Genomic DNA, 11633 nt, shown 5'->3' with positions numbered 1-11633 from the left:
GTTCTGTACATGTACAAAACGTTGAAGCCGGGTTTGCTGGTATTGGTCCTGTTGGTTGTTACGATGCTGGGCGCATGTTCTACGAAGTCTGAGCCGGCTACTGAGCCTGTTGCTGCGAGTTCAGGAGGAGCGGGCGAAGCAGATCAACCTTTAACCAAAGTGAAAATCCAACTGAAATGGGTGCCGCAGGCGCAATTTGCCGGGATTTACGCAGCGAAGGAAAAAGGTTTTTTTGCAGATGAAGGCATTGATGCCGAGATTATTCCAGGTGGGCCGGATATCGTGATTGAGCAGCAGGTGGTCAATGGTGCGGCCGATGTGGGGATCACGGGAGTAGACAGTCTGTTGGTCAGCCGGGATAACGGTCTGCCGCTCGTCTCGCTCGCCCAGATCTCACAGAAGAGCAGTTATCGCTTGATTGCCAAGAAGTCTCTAGGTATTACCGATCCCGCTCAGATGAAAGGAAAAAAGGTCAGTACCTGGTTCGGCAGTCAGCAGTTTCAGGTGCTCGCGTTCATGGAGAAGAATGGCCTGGATCCAAAGAAAGACATTGAACTGGTGAAGCAGGGGTTCACGATGGATCAGTTTTTCAATGATCAGGTAGATGTGGCGACGGCAACGATCTACAACGAATATCACGTGGTGCTGGAAAGTGGAACAAAAGAATCCGATCTGGATGTATTCAACATTGAAGATGCTGGTGTTGGCATGCTGGAGGATACGCTGATTGCCAAGAAGGATTGGGTAGACAGCAACCGTGAGCTTGCGGTCAAAGTGACCCGTGCCATTTTGAAAGGCTGGAACTACGCCATTGATCAACAGGATGAGACGGTGGATATCGTGATGAGTAATGTGACGGAGGGCAGCACCACTCGTGAACATCAGGTCACAATGCTCGAAGAGATTGCCAAGCTGATTCGCCCGGAAGGATTTACGGAGCAGCAAGTCGGCAGTTTTGTGGATGAGTCATTTACCCGAACTGCGGATATTGCACTGAACTATGGCCTGATCAAAAAAGCCGCAAATCTGGATGAAGCGCTGGAGAAAAGCATCTATGAAGAAGCGGTGAAATAAGCGTGGAGGAGGATGACGAATGAGTTCTGTAGATCAGCAGCCGCAGCCGCTTGGCGGTACGAAGGAAGAATGGCTGGAGAAGGATCGCAAATACGTGTGGCATCACATCTCGCCTCATAACGATCATCCAATGATTGCGGTAAGTGGGGAGGGCAGCTGGATTACTGATCAGGATGGTACACGTTATCTGGATGCGATGTCTGGACTGTGGTGTGTGAATGTGGGGCATGGCCGTGAGGAGATTGCGAGAAGTGCCTACGAACAGATGAAAGCACTCGCTTACGTACCGATGACGCAGAGTCACGAACCGGCGATTTTGTTGGCAGAGAAGCTGAATGACTGGCTGGAGGGGGAATATCGAATATTCTTCTCCAACTCGGGTTCAGATGCAAATGAGGTGGCTTTCAAAATAGCCCGTCAGTATCACCATCAGAATGGTGAGCCTACTCGGCACAAATTCATCTCCCGTCACCGTGCCTATCACGGTAACTCCATGGGCGCGCTGGGCGCGACCGGGCAAGCCGCTCGCAAGATCAAGTACGAGCCGCTCGGCGTAGGTTTCTCTCATGTTCCGCCACCGTATTGTTACCGCTGTCCGTTTGGACGGAACAAAGATGGATGCGGACTCGAATGTGCAACCATCTATGAAGAGGTGATTCGTTGGGAAGGTCCTGAGACGGTTGCCGCAGTAATTATGGAGCCGGTGATCACAGGAGGCGGCATGATTGTGCCCCCGCCGGATTATATGCGCACCGTGCAAGAGATTTGTCAGCGCTATGGAGTGCTGCTCATTGTAGATGAGGTAATCTGTGGTTTTGGCCGCTCGGGGCAGAAGTTTGGTCATCAGAACTACGGCATACAGCCAGATATTGTGACGATGGCAAAAGGCATGACCAGTGCGTATTCACCGCTCTCAGCAACGGCCGTGCGAGCCGATCTGTATGACACGTTCCGGGAACCCGGACCGGATGCCCATTTTCGCCATGTGAATACCTTTGGCGGGAATCCCGTTTCCTGCCGGGTGGCACTGACGAATCTGGAGATTCTGGAACGAGAGAATTTGGTCAGCCGCGCGGAGGAACTGGGTTATCTGCTTCGTGAGAAGCTGGAACCTTTGCTAGAGCTGTCCATTGTGGGGGATATCCGTTCATTTGGATTCGCCTGTGGGGTGGAATTGATTGAAGCAGATGGTTCTCCTGCGGAAGCGGATAAAGTAATGAAGGTGCTCGCCAGTTGTAAAAGGGATGGCATTCTGATTGGCAAGAACGGTGATACCGTGCCGGGGTTTGCGAACATTTTGACGATCTCACCACCGTTTGTCACCACCGAGGAAGAGCTGGATCTGATCGCGGGTAGCTTGCTCGTTGCACTACGTAGTCTGGACGCAGGTTAGTTGCCATAGATGGATAATACACAGGTACGACAGACGTTTACGGTTTAGCAAGCGAGCTGGAGATTTTCATATCATTACGCGATAAATAAGCGAAAGGAGGCGAGGGAGGATGCAGACCACAACAGGCAAACTCATTAATCAGCTGCGGTTGAATGAGCGAATTGAGCAGTTATCACGCATTGGCCGAATCGCGGAGACGGGTGTCTGCCGACTTGCCCTGACCCCGGAGGATATGGACGGCATCATACAGGTTCGTCTCTGGATGGAAAATGCCGGTCTGACGACTCGACTTGATCCCTTCGGCAATCTGATTGGTCGTTTGGAGGGTGCGGATCAGGCGCTGCCGATCCTCATGATTGGTTCCCATATCGACTCTCAACCGTATGGTGGTCGATATGATGGAGCGATTGGTGTGCTCGGCGCACTCGAAGCGGTGCAATGCCTGATCGAAAATGGCATTCAGCCCCGTATGCCAATTGAGGTGATTGCTTTTTGCGATGAAGAGGGTTCCCGTTTTAACAAAGGCCTATTCGGCTCACGTGGTATAACCGGTCAATTGGAAGAAGGCGAACTGGATCGGCAGGATAAAAACGGAGTGACCCGCCGGGAGGCGCTGGAAGCCTTCGGTTGTTCTCCTTCGGATTTTGAAGAAGCGATCTATCCGCCAGGTTCCATAGGCAGTTATCTGGAGCTGCACATTGAGCAGGGGCCGGTGCTGGAAGCACTGAATGCTCCTGTGGGTCTGGTGACGGGCATATCGGGCCCGCTATGGCTTACGGTGACGATGAAAGGTATGGCGGGTCATGCCGGCTCCGTTCCGATGACAATGCGGCATGATGCTTTGGCAGGCAGCGCCAAAGTCATTTCCGCTTTTGACGATATGGTGAGAGAAGACCCGGAAGCCCCAACCGTAGGTACGGTGGGAAGTCTGAGGGTGTTTCCAGACTCACGGAATATCATTCCGGAGGAAGTCAGCTTCACGGTGGACTTGCGAGACATGGAGATGGAACGCAGGAATCGGCTTGAAGCCCGATTGATGAACATTTTGGATGACGTGAGTTCCCGATATGGTCTAACTTATTCGCTGACAGAGGATACGAACAGTGAGCCGCGGTATTGTGCAGAGCCAATCATGTCGGTGATTCGTTCAGCCGCGGAAGAGATCGGGGTTACTTTGCCAGAACTGATGAGTGGTCCGTTCCATGATGCGTTGGCCCTTTCTTTTGTGTGTGATTATGGCATGATCTTTGTCCGCAGCAAGGACGGCATCAGTCATCATCCCAGCGAATATTCCTCCCCGGAGGATATTGGATTGGGTACGGAAGTATTGTATCGCACTATTCGGAGGATGTGCAGTGGAGAGAATGAACCAACCATTTTACCTGAGGAGGCGTTGTGACGTTATGGGCAAAATCAGCATCGGATTAATCCAGGCTTCTCATGAGATTGAAGGTTCGGCTCCCGTTGAGGTGCACAAAGAAGCTGCGGTTCAGAAGCACATTACGCTGGTCCGTGAAGCTGCTGCACGAGGGGCCAAGATCATCGGATTGCAGGAAGTATTCTATGGACCGTACTTTTGCACAGAGCAGAATCCCAGATGGTATGCATCCGCTGAACCGGTGCCGGAAGGACCTACGACCAAGCTTTTTCAGGAGCTGGCGAAGGAGCTTGCAGTGGTGATTATTTTGCCGGTGTACGAGGTGGAGGGCATTGCTTCGTATTACAATACGGCAGCCGTCATTGATGCAGATGGTACGTATCTGGGCAAATACCGCAAACATCATATCCCGCATGTGGAAGCAGGTGAGGGTACAAATGGGTTCTGGGAAAAGTATTATTTCAAACCAGGCAACCTCGGGTTTCCGGTATTTGATACGGCCTACGCCAGAGTCGGCGTGTACATCTGTTATGATCGTCATTTTCCGGAAGGTGCACGATTGCTCGGGTTGGCGGGGGCAGAGATTGTTTTCAATCCTTCAGCTACGGTTGCGGGTACATCGGAATATCTGTGGAAACTGGAACAGCCCGCTCACGCGGTAGCTAACGGCTATTATGTAGCGGCCATCAACCGGGTTGGCGTGGAAGCGCCATGGAATATGGGTGAATTTTATGGACAGTCGTACCTGGTGGATCCGCGAGGCAGGATGGTAGCGATCGGCAGCCGGGATCAGGATGAGGTCGTCATTGGCGAGATGGATACGGAGATGATTCGTGAGGTGCGTAATGTGTGGCAGTTCTACCGCGATCGCAGGCCGGAAACGTACGAACATCTGGTTAGTTTGTAAAAGTGGCTGGAAACTAGCCCGGATCAAACTTCAGGAGGTGCATGACATTGATGAACAGCTCAGGAACAACGTTATCCGATTATGGGTGGGAGAGTCGTTTTGCCGAGATGAAACCCGCCATGACAGGGAAGGAAGCGATGGAGGAATCAAACCGCTGTCTGTACTGTTACGATGCACCTTGTATCAAGGCCTGTCCAACCGACATTAATATCCCTTCTTTTATTGGCAAAATATCAACAGGGCACCTGAAAGGATCGGCTCGCACCATCATGGATGCAAATCCGGTTGGAGCCAGCTGCGCACGTGTCTGTCCCACTGAGGAACTGTGTGAAGGCGCATGTGTGCTGAACGAATCGTCAAAGCCGATTCGAATTGGTGACTTGCAGCGTTATGCCACCGACTGGGCACGGGCGAAGAATGAGCCGTTATTCCAGGCAGCACCTGCCAATGGGAGAAGCGTCGCCGTTGTGGGAGCAGGTCCTGCGGGACTGTCGGCTGCACGTGAACTGGGGCGCGAAGGGTATGAGGTGACGATCTACGAGGCAAAATCCAAAGGCGGCGGGCTGAATACGTACGGCATCGTATCCTTCCGTTTGCCCGAATCGGTTGCACTATGGGAAGTGGAGCAGGTGGAGGCACTTGGTGTGCAGATCCGTTATGGGGTGCGCATCGGTGTAGATATCCCTGCTTCGCAGTTGCTGGAGCAGCATGAAGCGGTCATTCTGGCCTGTGGCATGGGTTCAGTACCCATGCTGGGCATTGAAGGGGAGACACTGGAAGGTGTCTATGATGCGATTGAACTGGTGGAGTCTACCAAGCAGGGTGTTCCGCCCGCGCTGAATGGTCTGAAGGTTGCCGTTATTGGCGCGGGCAATACGGCGGTAGATGCAGCGACCTGTTCGGTACGTCTTGGTGCCGAGCGGGTGCAGATGTTATATCGACGCGGGGAAAGCCAGATGACGGCGTATGCGTTTGAATATACTTTTGCCAAGCAGGAGGGTGTGGAGTTCCGCTGGTTTACGATGCCGCAGCGTATTATTGGAGACGAGAACGGTCGGGTTCAGGCTGTGGAATGCGTGAAAATGGAGCTGATTACCCCGCCTGGTGGTGGGCGCGCGTTGCCTGTGCCTGTCGAGGGATCGGAGTTCATGATTGAATGTGATACGGTCATCCGGGCGATTGGGCAGCATCGTTTATTACCATTAATTGAAGCGTTTGGGCTGAGTCACCACTGGGGTGTCGTTGAGATCGATCCGCATACGTACCGTACCTCGCATCCTCAGATCTATGCGGCAGGAGACGTTATTTTTGGTCAGGGCCAGGGTGAGGCGATGGTTGTCTCGGCTGCACAGCAGGGTAAGCTGGCTGCTGCGGCAGTCATGAAGGCATTGCCTGGACAGGTGGAAGAGACGGCGTGAGCAGTGAGGGAGACAAAGAAAAGTGGAGAGTGCACGGAAAGCGTGGAAGGAGATGCGCGGGTGGGAGGGCGCAAGGGACTGCTAGAGTGTTGAAGGTGTAGATCTGAGCGAGAGGTCTGGTGCGGTGTCCCTGACGCGCTAACGAACCTTACGCACCTTATAGTGGCAATTATGAAGAATTGGAAAATCTAACGAATCTCACACGTCTTATGTTGATGAAGAACCGTTGAAATGAAGCCGAAATGAGCGAATACAGCACAATAAGACTTCTACGATTCGTTAGATTTTGAATTCACCGCATATGGGCCGAATAAGAGCTGTATAGTTCGTTAGAATTTAGTTGCGTGCTATCTAGAACCTATTACTACGCAGAGATCCTGAGCACGACCAAATATCCAATACAACGATATACATTGAACTAAACATTTACACGAAACGGAGAGGACAGAAAGAACCTGAAGAAACGGAGTTAAAAGCTTTCTGAAGGAAAGCTGCATCGGAAGCATAAGCTCGCCTTTATTCCCGGATTTTCCCTTTAGAAAAGGAATCAAAAAAAAAATCTGGGAATAACAGCGATCGGAAGGTTGTTCTGTCATCGGAGTGTTCAGTGTAACTAGTAAGTTCAAACAACACCAAGGAGGGATCGTTATGGCTGACTTATCCATTAATCTGGCAGGTATTCGATCACCCAATCCATTCTGGCTGGCTTCTGCACCACCGACTAATACGGGGTATCAGGTCCAGCGTGCGTTCGAGGCGGGTTGGGGTGGTGCGGTGTGGAAGACGCTGGGTGAGCCAATTATCAATACATCCTCGCGTTTCGCGGCTGTCCATTTTGGTGGACAGCGGGTGGCGGGGTTTAATAATATTGAATTGATATCCGATCGTCCGCTGGAAGTGAACCTGCGGGAGATTGCCGAGACCAAGAAGCGATTCCCGGATCGCGCGGTTGTCGCTTCACTGATGGTGGAACCTACGCGGGAGAAATGGCATGAGATTGTGAAAAAGGTGGAAGCCGTCGGCGTCGACGGGCTGGAGCTGAACTTTGGTTGCCCGCACGGCATGGCCGAACGTGGTATGGGAGCCGCCTCTGGTCAGCAACCTGACCTCGTAGAACTCCAGACGATGTGGGTGAAGGAAGTGGCAACCACACCGGTGATCGTGAAGCTTACGCCGAATATCACGGATATTACGGCAACCGCCCGGGCAGCAGTACGAGGTGGCGCGGATGCGATCTCCCTGATCAATACCATTAACTCTCTCGCAGGTGTGGATCTGGATTCGTGGAATACCGTGCCCCATGTGGGCGGCAAAGGAGCACATGGCGGTTATTGTGGCCCAGCGGTGAAGCCCATTGCACTGAACATGGTTGCCGAGTGCGCCCGTAATCCGGAGGTGGGTGTGCCGATCTCGGGTATTGGTGGCATATCCGACTGGCGTGATACGGCAGAGTTTCTGCTCATGGGTGCTACAGGGGTTCAGGTATGTACCGCAGCGATGCATCATGGATTCCGCATTGTGGAGGACATGATTGATGGGCTGAACGATTATTTGGATGAAAAGGGTCTGAGCAGCGTTGCAGAACTGGTAGGTCAGACGGTTCCGCGTTACTCTGATTGGGGCAATCTCGATCTGAACTACAAAGTCGTCGCCCGCATCAACCGTGATATCTGCATCAATTGCAACAAATGCCATATTGCTTGTGAGGACACCTCGCATCAGTGTATTGATATGTTGACCGACCCGTCCGGCTCCTATCTGGAAGTGGTGGAAGAGGACTGTGTTGGCTGTAATCTGTGTTCGATCGTTTGCCCGGTGGATGGGGCGATTGACATGGTTGAACTTGTACCTGAGCAGGAACCTGTAACCTGGAATGAACGTCAGTCTGCGATTGCCATGCTGCAATCCGTTAGAGATCAATCAACCAAGGAGGCGATATCATGAGTACCCGCAAATTGATTCGTAATGGTGTGTTGGTCACAGCGTCAGATACCTTTGAAGCAGATATTTTGATCGAAAAGGGTAAAATCACACAGATTGGCATCGGACTGGTGCCTGACGAACGAACGGAAATTGTGGATGCAACGGGCTGTTACGTCATTCCGGGCGGGATCGACCCGCATACGCATCTGGATATGCCATTTGGTGGAACGGTAACGGCGGATGATTTTGCGACGGGAACAACAGCGGCAGCCTTTGGTGGTACAACGACGATCATTGATTTCTGCCTGACACAAAAAGGCCGCCCGTTAATCGAATCCCTCCAGGAGTGGCATGCCAAAGCCGAGGGTAAGGCCGCCATTGACTACGGTTTCCATCTCATGATTGGGGAGATGAACGATCAGGTGCTGGAAGAGTTACCGCAGATCATTGAAGAAGAGGGTGTGTCATCCTTTAAGGTGTTCATGGCGTATAAAAATCAGTTTCAAGCCGATGACGGGATTCTCTTCCAGACGTTGCAAAAGGCGAAAGAATACGGCGCACTCGTCATGGTTCATGCCGAGAACGGGGATGTCATTGACCTGCTGGTTCGACAGGCGCTCGCCGAAGGGCGAACGGAGCCGATCCATCATGCGTTGACTCGTCCATCCATGCTGGAGGGAGAAGCGACAGGCCGGGCGGCACGTCTGGCTGCACTTGCGGATTCACAGTTGTATGTGGTGCATGTGACCTGTGCGGAGGCTGTGGAGCAGATTGCGCGTATGCGTGAAATGGGTTACCGAATCTGGGGGGAGACCTGTCCTCAGTATTTGACGTTGGATCAGTCGATCATGGATCAGCCAGACTTTGAGGGTGCAAAGTATGTTTGGTCACCACCGCTGCGGGAGGCAGCTCATCAGGAAGTGTTGTGGAATGCATTGAAAAGCGGTCAGTTGCAGACGATCGGCTCCGATCATTGTTCGTTTAATTTCAAAGGGCAGAAGGATCTGGGTAAGGATGATTTCAGTAAAATTCCGAACGGCGGGCCTGTCATCGAAGATCGCCTCAGCATTCTGTATTCGGAAGGTGTAGTCAAGGGGCGGATTACACTCAATCAGTGGGTCGATCTATGTTCGACAAGAGCGAGCAAGTTATTTGGATTATTTCCGCAGAAAGGGACTCTGGCTGTAGGGACAGATGCCGATATCGTTATTTTTGACCCATCTGTAAACAGGGTGATCTCGGCAGATACGCATCATATGAATGTGGATTACAGTGCATTTGAAGGTATGCAGGTACAGGGTTGTCCGGTGACGGTGTTGTGCCGCGGGGAGTATGTCATTCGAGATCGGCAGTATGCGGGAACAGCAGGGGCAGGCCAATATGTGAAGCGCAACAAGTATGATGCAGGCGCACCTATACCGATGAAACAGCCTGTGACGGCAGTGAATGGAGGGAGAAGCTGATGTCGGATCATGATGTGTTTGAGGCCGAGAGGATCGCCATAGAGCGAATGGTTGCACAGGGTTATCGGATCTATGCGGTACGGGAACATCTGGAGGGTGCTCACGTCATATGGGGGCACCCGGATCTTCCCGAAGAGAAACAAGAGCAATACGTGGGCACGGCGTCTGGACGGAAGTGGTTCAGTCACATCCTGATTCGCCAGCTTCAGGAACAACGGGGAGCGTAGACCATGCTGAAGCTTTTCATGCGATCGGGCCGTGTACGTATTCATAGGCATAGAGTGCAAGTTCGATCGCTACCCGCTTCTCTGGGAGGATATAGTCTTCTCCCAAAAGGACTTCGATTTTGTCCAACCGGTGATACAGGGTCTGTCTGACGATATATAGAGCGGTGGCGGTCTCTTGCTTGGAGCAGCACAGGACCAAATATTGCTTGAGCGTGCGAAGCAGCTGACCTCCTTTTTCTACATCGTAACGGATGAGCGGCCCCAGATATTCTTCGATGAAATCATCCAGATTGCCACTCTGCTTCATACTGGCGATGATGCGGTAACAATGAAGATTACTGTAAAAGGGCTGTTGCATCACACCGATGTCCTTCTGGATTCGCAGTGTCTCCTTCGCAGAATCCAGGCTGTCCTTGAGACGGGAGAGGTCTGTGCAGTTATGACCGATACCGATCAGGCCTGAGAATAGGCAGTGGGTCTGTTCCTGCTCGTGCTGCTGCAGCTGTTCGATGCAGCGCCAGAGACTGCTTTTGCGCTGAGATCCAGGGAGTGGGTCGAGAATGATAAGAATGATCTGGTGGTTCAGAACGGTGCTGTAGAGGGTGAAGTTCTCCCGAGTGAACACGGAACGGGCAACGATGTTGCGTTGGATCAATAATTTCTGAAGTTTGAGGCTGTCTGTGTACGCGGGGTTGCTGTCGAATAAGATTATGGTGGCTTTGCTCGTTGCAAGAAGGGGATTAACGGTAGATACATATTCATGGATTTCCTTCGTGGAGTGATGTCCGTTAAGCCAGTCAATGACCCACATATCTTCCTTGTAGCGGCGTTTTTCTTCCATGTATTTGGTTCGCATCCAGTCCTGGGCAATCGCGGCCGCGCAACGTTCCAGTGCCTGAATGATGAATTCATCTGAGGGTTTGATCGGTATGCTTGAATCGTGATCCGGCAGCTTCTGATGCATGAGTACAAGATCGGCAAAGGTGTAGTCTAACGCTCGAACAGGCATGCTGAACGCATGCAATATGTTATCTGACAGCCGCATTAAATTCGGAATATCCTCTCCCGCCAAATGTTCCCGCTGCAAAAACCAATCCTGCCGACGAGTCTCCAGCTCCTCTGGAGGGCAGTAGGGAACGGCACTTGCTTCCCCTTCAAGTGGATATAATGCCACGGCACATCCGGTTGTTCGTGACAATAATCGAAGCAGAGGTTGTACGCCATCTCCATTCAGAAGAAGCTGGTTAAATGAGGTGGTGAGACTATCGAGTTCGGCGATCATCCGCTGATGACTGCGAATCAGGGTGAAATGCAGATCTTGCGTAATATCAATATAACGGACTTGTTCGTGGAACCAGATCAACGGGAAATCCGCTGCGACTGCAATTTCCTTCATGGCACCGAGCTGCGACTTGGTGTGATCCCCCAGTTCCATACAGAGTCCGGCAGCCCCGCGTGCAATTAACTGACGCAGAAAAGACAGACCTTGCTGTTCACCTTCCTGCCAGCCAATGCCTGTCGTCAGTACCAATTCCCCGCCATTGAGCAAGTCCCCTACTTCAGGAACCTCCATAATATGAACCCAGCGAACATACCGCTCCAGTGCGCGTTCACTAGCAAGGACTTCTGCCTTGCGAAACACGGGACGTTTTAACATGTCTCTGACTTGAATATGAAGCGTTGTCTCCCCCACACAACCACCGTCCTTCCCCAATCACATGTGATCTATCTGGAGTCTGGAATCCGTTAACTTGCATAATTAATCCATATTATAAGTCGATTTACAGCCGATGAATTGAAATCTGACGTTCATTTGTTTCAAATGACAATCGAGACTATTCTTTTTGTGA

Annotated in this window: 9 protein-coding genes; 8 read left to right on the top strand and 1 reads right to left on the bottom strand. The window is 51.8% G+C overall.

Annotated elements, in window-relative coordinates:
* The first annotated feature begins 63 nt into the window (after nt 1-63).
* The 8 genes from NZ043_RS06710 to NZ043_RS06675 all read left to right on the top strand — a co-directional run bounded on the left by NZ043_RS06710 (nt 64) and on the right by NZ043_RS06675 (nt 9783).
* A complete protein-coding gene (locus NZ043_RS06710) occupies nt 64-1074 on the top strand; it encodes an ABC transporter substrate-binding protein (protein ID WP_240768226.1) in 1011 nt (336 codons plus the stop codon).
* Between the two features lie 19 nt (nt 1075-1093).
* Nucleotides 1094-2467: an aspartate aminotransferase family protein gene (locus tag NZ043_RS06705; RefSeq protein ID WP_339311110.1), complete on the top strand. Its 1374-nt coding sequence runs from the start codon at nt 1094-1096 to the stop codon at nt 2465-2467.
* A gap of 109 nt (nt 2468-2576) precedes the next feature.
* Nucleotides 2577-3866 (top strand): M20 family metallo-hydrolase, encoded by a 1290-nt coding sequence (locus NZ043_RS06700; protein WP_339311108.1) that lies wholly within the window; start codon nt 2577-2579, stop codon nt 3864-3866.
* Nucleotides 3867-3870: 4 nt separating this feature from the next.
* On the top strand, nt 3871-4752 hold the full coding sequence (locus NZ043_RS06695; protein ID WP_091036219.1) for a nitrilase-related carbon-nitrogen hydrolase: 882 nt from the start codon (nt 3871-3873) through the stop codon (nt 4750-4752).
* 50 nt (nt 4753-4802) lie between these two features.
* Entirely contained in the window at nt 4803-6170 is a 1368-nt protein-coding gene (locus tag NZ043_RS06690) for an NAD(P)-dependent oxidoreductase (RefSeq protein ID WP_133386419.1), read from the top strand.
* 648 nt (nt 6171-6818) lie between these two features.
* Nucleotides 6819-8114, top strand: a complete 1296-nt coding sequence (gene preA, locus NZ043_RS06685; protein WP_091036224.1) for an NAD-dependent dihydropyrimidine dehydrogenase subunit PreA — start codon at nt 6819-6821, stop codon at nt 8112-8114.
* Nucleotides 8111-9556: a dihydropyrimidinase gene (gene hydA / locus NZ043_RS06680; RefSeq protein WP_133386117.1), complete on the top strand. Its 1446-nt coding sequence runs from the start codon at nt 8111-8113 to the stop codon at nt 9554-9556. Before preA ends, hydA begins: the two co-directional genes overlap by 4 nt.
* The gene (locus NZ043_RS06675) at nt 9556-9783 is read left to right on the top strand and encodes a hypothetical protein (protein WP_062836929.1); all 228 of its coding nucleotides are present in this window, start codon (nt 9556-9558) and stop codon (nt 9781-9783) included. The genes hydA and NZ043_RS06675 overlap by 1 nt, the downstream gene beginning before the upstream one ends.
* Nucleotides 9784-9799: 16 nt before the next feature.
* Here the strand turns inward: NZ043_RS06675 and NZ043_RS06670 are convergent, their stop codons facing one another.
* Nucleotides 9800-11476: a PucR family transcriptional regulator gene (locus NZ043_RS06670; RefSeq protein ID WP_240768184.1), complete on the bottom strand. Its 1677-nt coding sequence runs from the start codon at nt 11474-11476 to the stop codon at nt 9800-9802.
* Between the last annotated feature and the right edge of the window lie 157 nt (nt 11477-11633).

The sequence above is a fragment of the Paenibacillus sp. FSL k6-2145 genome (assembly GCF_037976585.1).
Taxonomy (GTDB): Bacteria; Bacillota; Bacilli; order Paenibacillales; family Paenibacillaceae; genus Paenibacillus.
The sequence above is the reverse complement of the archived record's forward strand: the minus strand, read 5'-3'. Positions and strand labels throughout refer to the sequence as shown.

Bases quoted from the DNA above. Each gene is read 5' to 3' on its own strand.
- NZ043_RS06710 (WP_240768226.1), top strand. From the start codon at position 64: ATGCTGGGCGCATGTTCTACGAAGTCTGAGCCGGCTACTGAGCCTGTT.
- NZ043_RS06705 (WP_339311110.1), top strand. From the start codon at position 1,094: ATGAGTTCTGTAGATCAGCAGCCGCAGCCGCTTGGCGGTACGAAGGAA.
- NZ043_RS06700 (WP_339311108.1), top strand. From the start codon at position 2,577: ATGCAGACCACAACAGGCAAACTCATTAATCAGCTGCGGTTGAATGAG.
- NZ043_RS06695 (WP_091036219.1), top strand. From the start codon at position 3,871: ATGGGCAAAATCAGCATCGGATTAATCCAGGCTTCTCATGAGATTGAA.
- NZ043_RS06690 (WP_133386419.1), top strand. From the start codon at position 4,803: ATGAACAGCTCAGGAACAACGTTATCCGATTATGGGTGGGAGAGTCGT.
- preA (WP_091036224.1), top strand. From the start codon at position 6,819: ATGGCTGACTTATCCATTAATCTGGCAGGTATTCGATCACCCAATCCA.
- hydA (WP_133386117.1), top strand. From the start codon at position 8,111: ATGAGTACCCGCAAATTGATTCGTAATGGTGTGTTGGTCACAGCGTCA.
- NZ043_RS06675 (WP_062836929.1), top strand. From the start codon at position 9,556: ATGTCGGATCATGATGTGTTTGAGGCCGAGAGGATCGCCATAGAGCGA.